This window comes from Leyella stercorea (genome assembly GCF_021531655.1).
The window spans coordinates 1-16,817 of record NZ_JADYUF010000018.1 but is presented as its reverse complement, the minus strand read 5'-3'; the positions used below and the strand labels follow the sequence as shown (position 1 = coordinate 16,817).

General features: G+C 47.4%; 21 protein-coding genes and 1 pseudogene. 21 read left to right on the top strand and 1 reads right to left on the bottom strand.

From position 1 onward, the window contains the following. Positions 1-205: 205 nt before the first annotated feature. The 21 genes and pseudogenes from I6E49_RS06810 (at position 206) to I6E49_RS06710 (ending at position 16,474) form a co-directional block, all read left to right on the top strand. Positions 206-760 (top strand): hypothetical protein, encoded by a 555-nt coding sequence (locus I6E49_RS06810; protein WP_021935591.1) that lies wholly within the window; start codon positions 206-208, stop codon positions 758-760. Positions 761-893: 133 nt separating this feature from the next. Next, complete coding sequence (locus I6E49_RS06805; protein WP_004320284.1) at positions 894-1,262, top strand: helix-turn-helix domain-containing protein; 369 nt, start codon at positions 894-896, stop codon at positions 1,260-1,262. A 43-nt stretch (positions 1,263-1,305) separates the two neighbouring features. Then, positions 1,306-1,647, top strand: coding sequence for a helix-turn-helix transcriptional regulator (locus I6E49_RS06800; protein WP_005812869.1), 342 nt, complete (start codon positions 1,306-1,308; stop codon positions 1,645-1,647). Between the two features lie 2 nt (positions 1,648-1,649). After that, positions 1,650-2,756 (top strand): AAA family ATPase, encoded by a 1,107-nt coding sequence (locus tag I6E49_RS06795; protein WP_005812867.1) that lies wholly within the window; start codon positions 1,650-1,652, stop codon positions 2,754-2,756. Positions 2,757-2,956: 200 nt separating this feature from the next. After that, a complete protein-coding gene (locus I6E49_RS06790; RefSeq protein ID WP_005812865.1) occupies positions 2,957-3,856 on the top strand; it encodes a toprim domain-containing protein in 900 nt (299 codons plus the stop codon). Positions 3,857-4,012: 156 nt separating this feature from the next. Further along, entirely contained in the window at positions 4,013-4,984 is a 972-nt protein-coding gene (locus I6E49_RS06785; RefSeq protein WP_235401214.1) for a hypothetical protein, read from the top strand. After that, positions 4,972-5,751, top strand: a complete 780-nt coding sequence (locus I6E49_RS06780) for a hypothetical protein (protein ID WP_005812861.1) — start codon at positions 4,972-4,974, stop codon at positions 5,749-5,751. Before I6E49_RS06785 ends, I6E49_RS06780 begins: the two co-directional genes overlap by 13 nt. Continuing rightward, on the top strand, positions 5,748-6,518 hold the full coding sequence (locus I6E49_RS06775) for a metallophosphoesterase (protein ID WP_007837351.1): 771 nt from the start codon (positions 5,748-5,750) through the stop codon (positions 6,516-6,518). The genes I6E49_RS06780 and I6E49_RS06775 overlap by 4 nt, the downstream gene beginning before the upstream one ends. A 221-nt stretch (positions 6,519-6,739) precedes the next feature. Beyond that, positions 6,740-7,192, top strand: coding sequence for a hypothetical protein (locus I6E49_RS06770; protein WP_005812857.1), 453 nt, complete (start codon positions 6,740-6,742; stop codon positions 7,190-7,192). Further along, a complete protein-coding gene (locus tag I6E49_RS06765; RefSeq protein ID WP_149192659.1) occupies positions 7,189-7,521 on the top strand; it encodes a DUF4134 domain-containing protein in 333 nt (110 codons plus the stop codon). The genes I6E49_RS06770 and I6E49_RS06765 overlap by 4 nt, the downstream gene beginning before the upstream one ends. 58 nt (positions 7,522-7,579) lie before the next feature. After that, positions 7,580-7,945 carry a DUF4134 domain-containing protein gene (locus tag I6E49_RS06760; RefSeq protein WP_007837354.1) on the top strand — a complete coding sequence of 122 codons (366 nt, stop codon included), beginning with the start codon at positions 7,580-7,582 and terminating at the stop codon, positions 7,943-7,945. Between the two features lie 48 nt (positions 7,946-7,993). Next, a complete protein-coding gene (locus I6E49_RS06755) occupies positions 7,994-8,293 on the top strand; it encodes a DUF4133 domain-containing protein (RefSeq protein WP_005816074.1) in 300 nt (99 codons plus the stop codon). Positions 8,294-8,415: 122 nt separating this feature from the next. After that, a pseudogene (locus I6E49_RS06750) lies at positions 8,416-9,840 on the top strand (TraG/VirB4 family ATPase); the annotation flags it as partial. Between the two features lie 231 nt (positions 9,841-10,071). After that, on the top strand, positions 10,072-10,797 hold the full coding sequence (locus tag I6E49_RS06745) for a helix-turn-helix domain-containing protein (RefSeq protein ID WP_048317560.1): 726 nt from the start codon (positions 10,072-10,074) through the stop codon (positions 10,795-10,797). 339 nt (positions 10,798-11,136) lie between these two features. After that, positions 11,137-12,276, top strand: coding sequence for a site-specific integrase (locus I6E49_RS06740; protein WP_048317558.1), 1,140 nt, complete (start codon positions 11,137-11,139; stop codon positions 12,274-12,276). A gap of 25 nt (positions 12,277-12,301) precedes the next feature. Then, positions 12,302-12,751: a helix-turn-helix domain-containing protein gene (locus tag I6E49_RS06735; protein WP_048317556.1), complete on the top strand. Its 450-nt coding sequence runs from the start codon at positions 12,302-12,304 to the stop codon at positions 12,749-12,751. A 97-nt stretch (positions 12,752-12,848) separates the two neighbouring features. Next, on the top strand, positions 12,849-13,691 hold the full coding sequence (locus tag I6E49_RS06730; protein ID WP_048317554.1) for a hypothetical protein: 843 nt from the start codon (positions 12,849-12,851) through the stop codon (positions 13,689-13,691). Between the two features lie 230 nt (positions 13,692-13,921). After that, positions 13,922-14,317, top strand: coding sequence for a plasmid mobilization protein (locus I6E49_RS06725; RefSeq protein ID WP_234129126.1), 396 nt, complete (start codon positions 13,922-13,924; stop codon positions 14,315-14,317). Continuing rightward, positions 14,314-15,579 carry a relaxase/mobilization nuclease domain-containing protein gene (locus I6E49_RS06720; protein WP_234129127.1) on the top strand — a complete coding sequence of 422 codons (1,266 nt, stop codon included), beginning with the start codon at positions 14,314-14,316 and terminating at the stop codon, positions 15,577-15,579. The genes I6E49_RS06725 and I6E49_RS06720 overlap by 4 nt, the downstream gene beginning before the upstream one ends. A gap of 19 nt (positions 15,580-15,598) precedes the next feature. Beyond that, positions 15,599-16,147 carry a hypothetical protein gene (locus I6E49_RS06715; protein ID WP_234129128.1) on the top strand — a complete coding sequence of 183 codons (549 nt, stop codon included), beginning with the start codon at positions 15,599-15,601 and terminating at the stop codon, positions 16,145-16,147. Between the two features lie 21 nt (positions 16,148-16,168). After that, positions 16,169-16,474 carry a hypothetical protein gene (locus I6E49_RS06710; RefSeq protein WP_118407888.1) on the top strand — a complete coding sequence of 102 codons (306 nt, stop codon included), beginning with the start codon at positions 16,169-16,171 and terminating at the stop codon, positions 16,472-16,474. Positions 16,475-16,615: 141 nt separating this feature from the next. On the opposite strand, the gene I6E49_RS06705 is transcribed toward I6E49_RS06710, so the two are convergent. Beyond that, on the bottom strand, positions 16,616-16,817 hold a 202-nt coding region (locus tag I6E49_RS06705), incomplete at its 5' end, for a hypothetical protein (protein ID WP_235401212.1).

Genomic DNA, 16,817 nt, shown 5'->3' with positions numbered 1-16,817 from the left:
TTTTGAAGAGAGCAAGCGTGTCCACAAACATGTGGAGTGTACAGAAGACTTCTACAGAGAACTGTATGAGTTGTTTGAGATCGCAAGAAGTTGGTATCTTCAAGCTGAAAAGAATCATATGAAGACAGAGTACTTCATAGAACTATTTGAGCGCAGTCACCAATATATTGACTGTGATTGTGCACGTTGTAAGAACTCGCGACAGATGGCAATTGGCATTATTGGTACTTTGTTTAGAGACTCTAAGTGTGTGTCAATAATCAAGAAAAAAGAAGATTATTCCAAGCAGGAACTTATTGAGTTGTTTCTTCAACATGTGGGTACTGGTCTGCCAATCCTTACCCGAAAGAAATCGTCCATCCTCACTTTGGGATGCCAATTGTCAGACAGACAGATGGATTTGTTGGTAGAACTTGTCCAAAGTCACGACATATTTGATTTTGCCGACAACAGTGATGTGCGTAGCGAGTTGTGTCGCCTATTCAAGTGCGACTTGGACGCATCTATCCGTGTAAAGAATGTACGTAATGTAGCCGTACTGTTTGACGCTATGGCTCAATACCATTTGATAAACAATAATTGGCAATATGTCATGGGAGAAGGTCGCTTCTTAACCAGTATCAAAAAGGATGGAACAGAGAAATTCATAACTTCAAGTTGTCTTTCCTCTTCTCTTTCAAGGATAAGAAGAAACGTTTCCATGACAGCAAGTCAATATGCCATCTGCAAATCCATCGAACAGATATTAAGAGAGGAATAAATCACAATAATTCTGCTAAATGAAAGTAAAAACGTGATAGTTTGGTTGATACTGCCTTACTATCACGTTACTTTTTCTATTTAGTGACAGTCTCCCCATAACTTTGCATCAAAAATCATAAAAAATAATTAGCATGGAAGAAAATAGTATAAGATTTGAAGATATTCCCAACGCTATAACGGGGGTACTGAAAAAGCTGTCATCATTAGAAGACAAGATTGATGGTATATATGAACTTGTTCAATCAGAAAAAGAAGAAACATGGTTTACGGTTGCTGAATTATGTGCTTATCTCCCAACACATCCGGTAGAGCATACCATATATTGCTGGACAAGCAATCGGGAAATACCGTTTCACAAGAGAGGCAAACGCATCATGTTCCTCAAATCTGAGATAGATGAATGGCTTCAAGGAACCAAGGGCAAATCGAAGAACGAGATTCAAAGAGAAGCAGAGGAATATGTACTATCTACACAAAGAAAGAATAGACGGCTAATATAACCGTGCTACTGTCTGTAAACAATTTAATTAAGGTACGTGACACATGAATGAAAGACATTTTAGACTCTATGAGCGAATTGTCGCAATAGAAGACAGTTTGGAGGCTTTGGGACCTATTGACAAACTAATAGAGCGAATCGAGGAATTGGAGAAGATGGTCAAGCAGACCAAAACCGTCTTGGGGTTTGACGAAGCATGTAAGTATATTGGTGTTTCTGAAAGCCTGCTATACAAACTTACAGCCGCAAAAGAAGTTCCACACTATAAGCCAAGGGGAAAAATGCTGTATTTTAATAGAGAAGAAATCGACAAGTGGCTGCTCCAAAACAAACAAGAGGTCATTGGAATGGTAACGAAAATAGAAATTGATAATCCGAAAGAATGAAAATGGAAGAAAATAACAAACATGTACAGCCTAACTCAAAAGAGGAAGGAGTACAGCGTCTCAATCGCATATTGAGCGAATCGTTGATAAAGGCAACAGATACTTATAAAACACCTCCTCAGATTATATGGGTTGATAATTCCAGCATAGCCACATTGGGCAACTTCAGTGCTTCTACTGGTAAGGCAAAGGCGAAAAAGACCTTCAACGTGTCTGCCTTGGTAGCCGCTTCCCTCGCCAACGGCAAGGTACTGAACTATCGCGCCAGTCTGCCAGAGGGGAAACGCAAGATACTGTATGTAGATACGGAGCAGAGCCGCTATCACTGCCATAATGTGCTGGAGCGCATCCTGAAGCTCGCTGGTCTACCTACAAGCATCGACAACGAGAACCTTGACTTTATCTGTCTGAGAGAGTACACGCCCTCCGTCAGGATAGAGGTCATAGACTATGCGCTTGCCCAAGACCAAAGCTATGGACTGGTCATCATCGACGGAATCAGAGACCTGCTTCTCGACATCAACAATGCGGGAGAATCGGTCGAGGTCATCAACAAGATGATGGAATGGTCATCAAAGTATGACCTGCACATCCATTGCGTATTGCATCAGAACAAGGGCGACAATAACGTGCGCGGGCATATCGGTACGGAGATGAACAACAAGGCAGAGACGGTGCTTGTCATCACCAAGAGCACCACCAATCCCGACATCAGCGAGGTGAAGGCGATGCACATCCGTGAGAAGGAGTTCAAGCCGTTTGCCTTTACAGTCAATGAGGAAGGGTTGCCAGAGATTGTCGAGCACACGCCGGAGAAGGAAGAAGGTGACAAGCAACCGTCAAGGTTTACTTACCAAGACTTGACATCCGAACAGCATAACGAGGCGCTGACGGCTGCATTCAAGGAGAAACCTATCAAAGGATTCGATCGCATGGTGGAGGAATTAACGCAAGCCTATGCAGACATTGGCTTTAAGCGTGGCAGAAGCGTCATCATCAAAATGCTGAAATACCTGATTAACGAGCAAAAGCTCATAGTGAAGCGGGATAATCATTACTATTTCGGATATACACCTGCCGAGATTGACCTGTTCCATGAAGAGGAATAAAAACAGTTCAGAAACCAGTTTAGTTTACGTCCGTACCTATATATAAGAAATAAGGCCAAAGTAAACCGAAATCGGAGGCTGAATTGGGAAGCGGAAAAGTAGTTTAGCAAATGGTTTAGTTTACGGGTGTGCCTATATAGGAGAAAGGGTAAAGTAAACTGTTTCCATGGACAAAGTAAAACCGAACAAATGAAAGTACAATGAATATTGAACAATCGAAGAAACTGAGCATTATAGACTTCTTAGACAAGGAGAATGTAACGCTGAAAAAGAAGAAGGGCAATGCCTACTGGTATCTGTCACCCTTCAGGGACGAGAAGACCGCATCGTTCAAGGTCAGCAAGAAGGAGAACCTGTGGTACGACTACGCCATTAAGGAGGGCGGTGACCTTGTGGAGCTGGTAAAGCGTATGTATAACAAACAATCCGTTTCCGATGCCCTTGCCTACCTTGCGTCCAAGAGTATTGCCACTGTGGATAAGGCAATCGAGACCGCTATCGCAGCCAAGGAATACACGACAACCAAGATGAACGATGTGAAGCTGCTCCCACTGAGCAACCATTCTCTGCTGTCCTATTTCAGTAGCCGACGGATAGACATCACCATTGGCAGGATGTATTGCAGGGAGATACACTACAAGGTTGAGCAAAAACATTACTATGGCATTGCCTTTGGCAATCTGAGTGAAGGACATGAGGTGCGCAATCCCTATTTCAAGGGCTGCATCGGGCATAAGGACATCACCCTGCTTGCCCATACGTTCAACGAGTGGCAAAACGGTTGTCTGGTCTTTGAGGGCTTCATGGACTTCCTTGCTTATATGACCCTCGTTAAACAGCAAGACCGATGGTTTGTCGTTGAAAGCCCTTGCGACTATATGATACTGAACTCAGTCGCCAACCTCAAACAGGCATTGCATTACCTTGACCGTTACACCCACATCCATTGCTTCCTCGACAACGACCAGGCAGGACGCAAGACGGTTGAGAGCATCAGCAATGTATTCGAGTACAGGGTGACGGACGAGTCCTTCAGATATGCCGACTACAAGGATGTCAACGACTATCTGATGAGGAAGAAACGAACGGCATCTGAATGACATTATAAAGACGAAAACACCATCATTTGATGCAAAAATGGCTCAAATGCATTGAAATTACATATCAAATCTGCACTTTTTCGCCCAAACATGCTTGATTCTCAATTATTATCCTTATTTTTGCATCGTTTTAATACATTATTAAAATGTAGCAGAATGGAATTGAAAAAAGAAATAAGGATATTGGGCAGACGCTTTGAGGTGGAACCTCGTGCCAAGGAAAGCCTGAAAGGCATCACGGTTGGCGAGAAACTCTCATACCGTTTCTATGATGGCACATACCAAGGCACGCCCCTGCTGTTCGTTGAGCCCAAGAAGGGCAATCCCTCTCCACGGACTTGCGCCATCACGGGCAAGCGGTTGACCGAAGCCCTGGGACTGCCTGCGGTGTTTATCCTTGCGCCCGGACCCACCTACGAGCGACACAGACTGGCAGACAAAGGAGTCTTCTTTGTCATGTCCGAGGAATATGCCCATCTGCCAGACATCATAGCATTGGAGAAGACAAGCAACAGGAAGATTGCCGAAGTATTGACCCCTGTGGCGCAATACATACTACTCTATCACCTACAGGTGGGCAGTATTGAAGGAATGTCGCCAAGGGATATTGCACCGTTGCTTCCATATTCTTACGAAAGCGTCACGTTGGGTGTCACCTGTCTTGAAGATGTAGGACTGTGTCAAAAGATTCAGAACGGACAGCGCAGCAAGGTGGTACACTTCGAGTTGAAGGGCAAGGAACTGTGGGACAAGGCTCAGAACGTCTTGCTGTCACCTGTGGAGAACCGCATCTTTTGCGATGACATACGCTTGGATGCGGAATACCCCGTATGCGGCATCAATGCCCTGGCACATTATTCCATGCTTAATCGTGACCGGGAAGAGATGATAATGATGACAAGCAAGGAATATCGTGCCGTCAAGTCGGCTGATGTCATGGAGAATCCCAACATCTATGACGGCAACTATATCATAGAGGTATGGAAATACCCTGTTGTCAGCAAAATGGGCGACAAAAGCCAGTGGGTTGATCGCCTTTCCCTTGTCCTTTCGTTGAGAGATGATGATGATCCGAGAGTAGAAAAAGAAGTAGAACGAATAATCAGTGAACAGAAATGGAAGGATTAGTCAAGTTCCGTGAAGCATTTGCGGAATACTCAGAAAACTATGTGGTGATAGGCGGAGCAGCCTGTGACATCACCATGACCAATACCGTGGTGCGTCCACGCGCCACACACGACATCGACATGATAGTCATCGTAGAGAACATGACCGAGGCTTTCGCCAATCGCTTCTGGCAGTTTGTGCGGGAGGCTGGCTATCGACCTGAAAAGAGGAAACAGGAGGCTGGTGAGCCACCAAGGTATGAAATGTATCGTTTCCTTGATGGTAAAGACGGCTATCCCGAGATGATAGAACTGCTGTCACGCCACCCCGACGTGCTTGGAGAGCCAAAGGGATTTGTCATAGAACCTATCCCGACCGATGAAGATGTGTCGAGTCTTAGTGCCATCATCATGGACGATGATTACTATCACTTTACTATCGCACACAGCCAACTGACTGATGGCATACGCCATGCCAATTCCGCTGCCTTGATAGCACTGAAGGCAAGAGCCTACCTAAATCTCATGGCAGACAAGCGGGACGGCAAGCATGTGAACACCAAAGACATCAAGAAGCACCGTTCGGACATCCTGAAAAATGTGGTCATAATGACTGAGGACAACATTGAGGCTCCTGCTTCAATAGTGGCATGTATAAGGGAGTTTGTCGCCTCCATCAGAGCCGACTGGTCAACTCTCGCAGAACCATTGTCAAAGTCACTCGGTCAAGACGAGGCATTTGTGACCGGACTGTTAGATCAACTGGATGAATTGTTTATAGAAGCATGACCAATATGAAGATACAATACGCATCCGACCTGCATCTGGAGTTTGCCGACAATTGGCGGTATCTGAAAGCCCACCCCTTGGAGGTGACGGGCGACATACTGCTGCTTGCCGGCGACATCGGCTATCTCGGCGATGACAACTACTCCAAGCATCCCTTTTGGGACTGGGCATCGGAGAACTACAAGGAGGTGCATTGCTGCATGGGCAACCATGAGTTCTACAAATATTATGATGTGGCGACACTGCCCGACGGCTATCTCTTGGAGGTACGTCCCAATGTATTCAGCCACTACAACGGTATTGCGAGGATTGGCGACACCGACATCATCCTCTCCACCCTTTGGTCGAGGATTCCTTTGGAGGACGCTTACTTCACCGAGCAAGTGATAAGCGACTTCCGCCGTATATTATATAAAGGTGAGCTGATGACCCATGCCCAATTCAATGCTGAGCATGAACGTTGCCTCACCTTTATCAAGGATGCAGTGGCATATTCGCAAGCAGCCCATAAGATTGTTGTCACCCATCATGTACCATCGTTCCGTATGCTCCACCCAAAGTTTCAAGGCAGCAAGGCAAACGTGGCGTTCACCGTAGAGTTGGAGGACTATATCACCGATAGCGGCATAGACTATTGGATATACGGACATTCGCACACCAACATCGATGCCAGGATAGGCAACACCCAATGCTTGTCCAACCAGTTGGGCTATGTTTTCTCTAACGAACATCAGGACTTCTCCCATGGCAAGTACCTGACCATATAGCCATCCACATTTTTTTCATCCACCCTCTTTACAAGCTCTTCCCTATCGGAAGGGCTTTTTTTGTGCCTTTCGAGTTTGATTTTTGAGTATGATTGCGAGTGTAATCAAAATTAGAGTTAAGATTTGGCTCCGCGGAAAGTCATTTCGGTTTAAGATTGAAGAAAAGGTAGTTCCTTTGCATCGGCAATAAGCCAAACCATAGTAAAATCAAACTTGAAAATATGAAGTCATTTGTAATATTCGCCATTGTCGTGACCATAATCTATGTCATCTACTATACGGTCATCATCGTGCAGGATCTGTACGGAAAGCCCAAGGACGAGAAGTCACAGGGCGAGTCGTTTGATGTCAGTGACATGACCGACGAGGAAGAGTCGATAGCGGTCAGCGAGAGCGACGGTGGTTTCAGCGTAGGCGACAACCAATATGAGACAGCCTACGAGGAGAAGCAGCTTGCAGAGCCTACAGAGGAGGCAGCCGCCACTGCGGAAGAGAGCAAGCCTCATGTGCTTGAAAAGATACAAAGCGCAATCGAGAAGAAGATGGAGGAAGTGAATACCACCTATTCCGACCCCATGTATTCGGAAGAATTGAACAACACCATCATCGCCCGCGGTCTTCGTCACAATGGACGTGACATGGTCAAGGTGGAATCACTCAATAATGAGATATGATGTCAAAAACAAGAAGTGCATTTCTATCATTATATGCCGCTTTAACCCCAGCTCTGGCCAGTGCTAAGTGTGGCAACGTGGACTACAGCTGGGGAGCGGACGCACTTGCGAGTGCCCATGACTATGCCGTGACGATGATGCTCTATATCGTTTATCTGTGCTATGCAGTGGCGGGCATCGTGGTCATAGTCAGCGCCTTGCAGATATATATAAAGATGAATACGGGCGAAGAAGGAGTGCAGAAGAACATCATGATGCTGGTGGGAGCCTGCCTGTTCCTCATAGGAGCGACCATCGTCTTCCCCGCTTTCTTCGGTTATCAGATTTGAGATACAGGTGATACGAGATAAGATAACTCAAAGTGTAACAAATTAAAAGGTAAAAAGAATGTTTGAAAGGATTAACAAGAAGGTGAAGGGATTCTTCTCTTCACAGCGCATGAAAACGCTCGCCCTGATGTTGCTTGTCGGCACCACCGCAGCAATGGCACAGAACGCAGCCGGCGACTACTCGGCAGGAACGACCGCGCTTACCACAGTGACGGAGGAGATTGCCAAGTATGTACCTATCGTGGTGAAGCTCTGCTATGCCATTGCAGGTGTCGTTGCAATTGTCGGAGCCATAAGCGTTTACATCGCCATGAACAACGAGGAACAGGACGTCAAGAAGAAGATCATGATGGTCGTCGGCGCATGTATTTTCCTCATTGCAGCAGCCCAGGCACTGCCTCTGTTCTTCGGCATTGGAGGTTAAACGCAGCGTGAGATTGTGAGTATGTAGAACGTTAAAACACTGACAGTTATGGCAGATACAAAGCAAGAGCGTTTTCCGGATTATCCCATTTTCAAGGGACTGCAACGTCCATTGGAGTTCTTCGGGTTGCAGGGACGCTACATCTACTGGGCGGCAGCCACCGCAGGAGGAGCCGTTGCGGGTTTCATCCTCGGCTACTGCATCTTCGGTTTCGTGGCAGGACTCGTGCTGCTAGTCCTCGCCGTAGCTGTCGGTGGCGTTCTCATCGTCATGAAGCAGCGCAAGGGCTTGCACAGCAAGAAGAGTGACAACGGCATATTCATCTATGCCTATTCAAAGAAAGTGTAAAACAAAAAAGAGAATCCATTATGTCCAAGTGGAAAGCTATCAATGATTGTAAGTGAATGGAGGTGGGGGCATCACGCATGAGGGTGCGCCCGCCTTTTTGCGATTAAAAAAGAAAAAGAACAATGACCCTATACATCATACTCATATTCTCAGCCATCTGCGTGGGCATGGCCATCAGTGTCAAGGCATTCGGCACGGGAGGGAAGCGCAAGCGCATCTTCCAGGACATCTACTTCTCCATCGAGGAAGTGGATGGCATCGGCGTGCTCTATACCAAGACGGGCGAATACTCCGCTGTTCTGAAGATGGAGAACCCTGTGCAGAAGTATTCCGCCAACATCGAGGCCTACTATGAGTTCACCCACCTCTTCGCCGCCCTTGCCCAGACCTTGGGCGAAGGCTATGCGCTGCACAAGCAGGACGTGTTTGTGAGGAAGGCATTCAAGGAAGAGAACGGTGGAAATCATGAGTTCCTGAGCGAGAGTTACTTCCGCTATTTCAACGGCAGACCCTTTACCGACAGCGTCTGCTACCTCACCATCACACAGGAGAACAAGAAGAGCCGTCTGATGTCGTTCGACAACAAGAAATGGCGTGACTTCTTGGTGAAGATACGCAAGGTGCACGACCAGCTGAGGGATGCCGGCGTGAAGTCCCGATTCCTCGGCAAAACGGAAGCCTGCGAGTATGTGGACCGTTTCTTCTCCATGAACTTCCGTGACAAGGTGGTGTCGATGACCAACTTCAAGGTCGATGACGAGACCATCGGCATGGGGGACCGTAGCTGCAAGGTGTATAGCCTTGTGGATGTGGATTATGCCAACTTGCCGTCGGTCATCCGTCCCTACGCAAATATCGAGGTGAACAACACCAGTATGCCCGTTGATCTCGTGAGCATCGTCGATAGCGTGCCCGGAGCCGACTGCGTGGTGTTCAACCAGATGGTGTTCGTGCCCAACCAGAAGCGTGAGCTTGCCCTACTCGACAAGAAGAAAAACCGCCATGCCTCCATGCCCAACCCCAGCAACCTGATGGCTGTAGAGGACATCAAGCGTGTGCAGGAGGTGATAGCCCGTGAGAGCAAGCAGCTCGTCTATACCCACTACAACCTCGTGGTGGCAGTGAGCGGCGACACCGACATACAGAAATGCACCAACCATCTCGAAAACTCCTTCTCGCGCATGGGCATCCACATCAGCAAGCGGGCCTACAACCAGTTGGAGCTGTTCGTCAACTCTTTCCCCGGCAACTGCTATGGCATGAATGCCGACTACGACCGATTCCTCACCCTCGGCGATGCCGCCACCTGTCTGATGTACAAGGAGCGCATCGTGCATAATGAGGACACCCCGCTGAAGATATACTATACCGACCGCCAAGGTGTGCCCGTAGCCATCGACATCACAGGAAAGGAGGGAAAGGAGAAGCTGACCGACAACTCGAACTTTTTTTGTTTGGGTCCTTCGGGCAGCGGCAAGTCGTTCCACATGCATGTCATATGGACTAAAACGCATCGAAAAGAACTCCAAACAAAACTTAGAGAAACGTCATAAATAGCTCATTTTCAATACATATTCGTTAACATAACGCTCCAACCGCCTATTGCGAGTTTCATCCGTTTATAGTAATTTTGTACCACGGTTGTACCATGGGCAGAGGGACACACGGTTCTTAATGAGGGTTCTTATTTCCTCTTATTTCCCCTTGTTTCCTCTTAAAAGTTTCCGTCAAGGACCATCCCCCATGAGTCACTGCAAAATTCAAAAATAACGGTAAAAATGAATACTACAACTCGCATTCCAATCGTGCTGATGTCCGTAGAGGAAACAGCGCAGGCAGTAAGCATCAGCGTCAAGACAGTACGCAGTCTTATTCGTCAAGGCAGGCTAAGAGCCGTAAATTTCGGTACACGCATGACCAGGATCTATTTGCAAGACCTTCTTGAAATAGCCAAGGGACAAGGTTATCAGGTGGTTCTCCCTTCTTCCCTATCGTTAGAAGGAGCAACGTCCAAGAAAGCACAGAGGCTAAAAGATGCCGAGACTGGCTCAGTCAACAAGTTGGCAAAGTGTCGCAAGACTCCCAGGGCTGGTGAAAGAGCACCTGATGGAGTAACCCACGACACCCATTACACAATGGCAGAGGTGTTGAGCACCTTTAATATCAAGTATGGAAGATTCTATGAAGTCCGCAATCGTTACCAACTCCAGTCAGTTCACGCATGGGGAACGACCTGCTTCAAGAAAGAAGACGTGGAAAGGGTTATCGGGCTTTATAATGAAGAACAGGGTAAGAACATTTCCGATGACTGGTACACCTGCTTCGACATCATGAAACTCTACGGATTAGGCAAGACACAGGTACGCAGATTTGCGGAGACCCATGGAGTGAGAATCCGAAAGTTCAAAGGCGGAAGAGCCAACTACTATCTGAAAGCAGACTGGGAGGCTGCACGCAAGAAGGCAGAGAAAAGCAGTACTACGACCAAGGCAAAACGGAAGTGAGACACAAGTCAAGAGATGGTTCAAACAAACTCATATACGACCCATGCCGTTGCAATTGCTATGCAGCACCCATCCATGTCGGTCGAAACAAACCCACAACGCAGAGTAACGGATATAAGACAAAAAACGCATCCAATACCTGCTTTTAGTCTGATTTTGAGCGTAAAATCATACTCAAAAGCAAATTCAGGTTAAATTCTGGCTGTATTTGAAGCCATCTTTGCTTTTCTCTTTTCACGGCAATCTAACTTTGCATCGGATTTGAGAGTTAAAGCGTTGCGACCATGGCTATTCGCATCCACAGATACACATCGGTAAGAATAATAAAAGAATAACAATATGACGAACATTTGTACAAAGGTCACCGTGCGGAAACGACCTATCAAGAACGGACAGACTTCCCTCTATCTGGATTTCTATCCTCCAATCCGCAACCCGAAGACAGGCAAGCTCTCACGCAGGGAGTACCTTGGTCTTTACATCTACACCAACCCTGTTGAACGCTTTCAGCAGGAGTACAACAAAAGTATGATTCAGAAAGCGGAAATCATCAAGTGCCGCAGGACTGAGTCCATCATCAATGAGGAGTATGGCTTCCTCGACCGCAACAAGGGCAAGGAGAGCTTCTTGGAATATTTCAAGAACCTCATGATTGAGCGTGGCAGCAGCCAGAACTGGGCAACCGCCTACATGCACTTCCACAATTACACGCATGGCGAGTGCCGCTTCTGCGACCTTACCGTTCCGTACTGCCAGGGATTCCTCGACTACCTGTTGTCGGATGCCTGTATGCACAACGGCAAGCGCATGATGGGAACAACAGCCAACAACAACCTTACCAAGTTGAAGTGCATCCTTGCCATCGCATACGAGGACGGACTGCTCAAAGAGAATATCGCCAAGAAACTTGTGCGTGCCAAGGCTCATGGCAACAAGCGGCAGTTCCTCACCAAGGAAGAGTTGTTGCAGTTGTCTCAGACTCCTTGCAAGAGTGATGTCCTTCGCCGTGCAGGTCTCTTCTCCTGCCTTACAGGTCTTCGCCTTTCTGACTGCATCAGACTCCAGTGGGAGAATATCGTCAAGTTGGCTGATGGCGGCTGGGGAATGGACATTATCACAAAGAAGACTTCCACCGCTGCAATCCTGCCTATCAGCGAAGAGGCTTTGCAGCTCTGTGGCGAGCGAAGCACTGGACAGGTGTTCAAGAATCTCACGAACAGTACAGTGGCATTGTATCTCAAACCGTGGATAAAGGCTTCCGGCATCGAGAAACACATCACCTTCCACTGCTTCCGTCATACCTTTGCCACCTTGCAGTTGGCAGAGGGAACGGACATCTACACCGTGAGCAAGCTGCTTACCCATAGCAATCTTGCCACTACTCAGGTGTATGCCGATGTGGTGGACGAACTCAAACGTGATGCGGCAGAACGTATCTCGCTCAAAATACCAACAAAGGAAGAGAGTGACCAGACATAAGTGAAAAACATAATCAGGATAACAAATGGAAGAAAACAAATCATTATCGTTCGACCAACTGCCCAGTGCAGTTGGCGAACTTCTGACAAAGGTCAATACGATGATGACTCGTCTTGATGACATTGGTCAGAGAATAGGCAATGCTCCGAGCGAGAATGACCATGTTCTTATGGACATCAGAGAGGCAAGTGCCTTCGTCCGAAAGAAAGTCTCATCGCTTTATGCTTACACATCTGAAAGGCGCATTCCTTTCTACAAGAGAGGGAACACGCTCTACTTCTTCAAAGACCAGCTGATAAAATGGATTGAGGCAGGTGGCTCATGGGACAAGCCTTACGAATCGACCCAGGAGGAACAGGCAGACTTCGAGGCTCATCTGGCAATGTTGCAGAAAAGCAAGAAGAACAAGCCTGCCTCCATGAAGAGGGTCAAGGGCGAGAAAAATCCTGATGGGGAAGAATGGCATGACGGATAAGAGAATCATGTAATCTACTTTTTACGAAAGGGGAAAGAGAAACTATTCATTCTTTCTTTGCTGAGTAATCCGTTTCACTAATAATCAGTTTTTCAAGATGAGTAACCAAAGCATAAAATACGGAATCCTGCTGACCAAGGAACAGCTCGATTTCTTGAAGGATGACAGGCAGGGCTTCCACCGCATGACCGCCTTCGGCACTTTTGTATCAATGGCATCCACCAAGCCAAGTGTTTATCTGAAGACAGGCTTCTCCGCTTCTCTCTCCATCGGGCAGTTTGCCATCTCTACCGTTGAGCTGTCTGCCCTTTGGAAGTGTGACCGCAAGACAGCGGCAAAGGTGGTGGAACTGTTCAATCAGGTGGGCATCCTCTCAACCGAGAGGAACAACCGCACCTCCATACATACGATACTATGCATCGCCTTCTGGTACGTTGACGGCATCAAGGAAGCCATCAAGAACCCCTTCTACAACCGTCAATCCGTGACTTCCGCCACCCAAGAGGAATCGGTGTCCAATGTCCCATCCGATACCGCTTGCTCTTCGGAAGGCAATCTTTCCAATGGCATAGGTCAGCAGAAAGACAGCAGCGTCAATCCTGCCACTACTGACATTCTGCAGCCCCATGTTCCTGCCTCTTATAATACCTCTTCCCCTTTCGTTAATTCTCATGTTATCGGGGATGGACTTTCAGATCCTTCTCCGATACCACAAGACTTCAAACAAAGGGAAAAGGAAGGTGATGACCATTTTGAGTATGAGGTTGGACAGCCGTCAGAAGATGACTGCAATCAAGGAGAAGGGGCATCACCCATTGAGTTGCTGCCGTCTCCTGTCTATGATGACGAGGGCAACCTCTTGCAGCCACCGCCCCATGAAGGACGATGCGAGGATCACACGGAGAGACATGGCGCGCATATCACCCCAAGTCACTCATGATGTCATCTCTACTTTTCCCTTATTTCGACTATTGACGTTCCCGACAGGCAAGCTATCCAGAAGCCGCTACCTCTATTAGCCGTAGTTTTTTTTCGGAGGTCTAAACAAGAAGTACCAGTGTCAGACGGTTTCGCTTCGCCCACCGCTTCCTACTGGCATTCTTGAATGTTCGCAGGCTCACATTGGCTGTCCTGTTATATCAAGTATAAACTATATAAACCCCATCTACAATGACAAAAGACAAGAATAACAACACGGAGAAGACCTCAAGGAAGAGACCTCCGAAGATAAGACACATTGACGTTCGTTTCACAGAAGAAGAATACAACCTGGTAGTACATAATGCCCGACTGTCAGGCAGGAGTAAGAGCACCTATCTTCATGACTTAGGCATCGGACACAAGCCATCCCTCCCCATGACCGCAGAACAGGAGGAAGCCTTGAAGGGCTTAATCGGGGCAAGGTCTGAACTGGTTTATGTGCGCAATGCGCTTCATGCCCTGCCACAGACCGAGAGACTAAAACTCTTCAAGAGAGCCGACTTCATGGAACGTTGGCTTCAAGGCATAAACACCCTGATAGAGGAATTGAGCCGCATTAGAGACAAATTCTTGGATATGTTATGATAGCAAAAGCATCAGCAATTCAGCATGGTCAGGCAATGACCAATTACGCAACCAAAAACAACCGCGCGGACATCGTCAAGACCAACCATCTCAGCGAGGGTCTGCCGCCGATGGGCATGTGGGACGAGATGGTGCTGCATCAGTCCATGTTCAAGCAGAGGTATGCCAAGAAGCCCATCGAACTGACGTCCATCCGCTTTGAGCTTTCCCCATCTGAGGAGGAGGCACGTAACTGGACTATGGAGGACTGGAGAAGATTCCTTGACGAATTCATTCGTGAGATGGATGGTATCTCCAAGGTGAACCATATCGGGAAGAAGAAGGGCAAGGCTGCAACTTCGGTCAAGCCGACCAACATAGCCAACTCACAATATTTTGCCGCCCTTCACCGTGACTCCAAGAGTGGCATTCCCCACCTGCATCTGGTGGTGAACCGCATCGACATGGACGGTAATCTCAATGATGTGAAGTTCATCGGTGAGCGTGCCGTGATGGCTGCGAAAGCCATCAATCAGCGTCATGGTTGGAAGGATGCCATGGATATTCGTCAGGAACGCATTGCAGAGGTGACCAAAGCCTGTATGGATGTGCTGCGTTCAATGCCGTTCTTTGATTGGAATGAATATGCCGACCGATTGAGGGCAAAGGGATATGACATCGAGCTTATCCGTGACAAGAATGGTCAAGGCAGGGTGCATGGCTACCGCTTCAAGTTCGGAAAAACTACCATCAAGGCTTCCGAACTGGGTGTAGGAAGGAATCTCACCGCATCGACAATCGGGAATACCTTCCGCAAGCTGCACCCTCAGCCAACACCTGTTGCAGTTGGTCAAAGACCTTCTCCTTCTGTTTCAAACGCTACCACATTGGACAGCAGAAATACGGCATCGCAAGGTGGTCTGTCTCGTACAAGCAATGTTGCCAAACCTGACCTGCCTGACGGATTGAGAAAGATTATTGAAGTCGATGGTGAGCGTTTCAGCATAGTCATGCCGAGAACTGCTTACGACACGATGAACAGTTGTATCGAAGTTCCCGAGAATGGATCCGCAAGCCACACTGACATTCTGAATGTAGCCATGCTGCTCTTCATGAACTACCTTGATGCTGCCACATCGATGTCTGAGTCATGTGGTGGCGGTGGCAGTCCTGGCAGTGGCTGGGGACGTGATAAGGACGATGATGACCGTGAATGGGCAAGACGTTGCGCAATGCAAGCAAACACACTCTGCAAGCCGATAAAGAGAGGCATGAAACGATAACTTTTCAAACAAGAACGGTATGGGAAGAAACAAGAAAGATGCCACACAGGATGTGCTTAACCTGTACAATCAGATGCAGGAGGACGAGAACATCGAGAGTGGCAAGGAAGAAATCAAAGTGACCCTGGAAGAGATTGAATCAGCCAAGAAAGCTCTCTATGAGGCAAAGGAGGAACTGGGCAATGCCTATAGGAGGTTGGAATCAGCGAAAGTGGCACTTGTGGCTGCCCACAGGAGTACGGACAACATCGTTGACGGAATCTGCCATGCCATTGTCAAGGCAGAGCAGAGCAACCTCAAAGTTGGCATCAACGATGAAGGACTTGCCCTGTTGGATGAGCGGAACAGCACCGCCATTTCTGCCTTCAAGCAAGCCCTTGACGAGCACGAGAAGAGGATAAACGACATGTTCACTCACCAGCTGAAAGAGCTTAAACGAATCCGCAATATCGAGGAGGGTGCATACTTCAACGGTCGCACCTATGCCTGGATGTTTGGCTTGGCTTTTCTAAGTTGGGCTATCATCTTTGTTGAAATCACCATTTGGATATGTATCAAACTTTTTTAGCAAACTCAAAACATCAGAATTATGACAGAACACGATTATAGCAAGACAAGAAAAGCAGCTGTCGATGCCCTTATCTACTGGGCAAAGACAGGTATGAGACAGTTCACCATGCGTGACGCAGTAAACGACTATCTGGAGGCGAGCGATGCTAACCGCCCCTCCATCGGTGGCAAAGAGACCATTCTCGCACACAGAAAAATAGCAGCCAACCGACTGGCGATTGACTGCATCTATGCTTTGTCCAAGGATGAACTATCCAAGGTGGACAGGGAGTTGGAAGGGATTGTGGGGGATTTGCCGAGGCAAGGTCACTGGATGAAAAGGTGACATTACAACATCAATTAGGGTCTGCAGAATTAATTTCTGGCCACAGACAGAGGGTAGTAGACGTAATCCCTCATGGTGACGAAGTTGATAAAAAAACCTCCATATTTCGGTCAGGACAAGACAAAGTTCCCTTAACTAATGTTAGATATTGACAAATGTTACGTCATTTTCTTTTAAATAATTTGTTATAACCTGATATAAAGGGATAGCTTCTTTTCTAAATGGATCACTTTCCAAAAGTTCATCCCTGTCTTCACTAAGTTCTTCATAGGCAACACGAATGTGCGTTTTCATCAGGCAGACACCCATAAGAGATTCTTCGCTCTTCTGGAATCCCAGAACA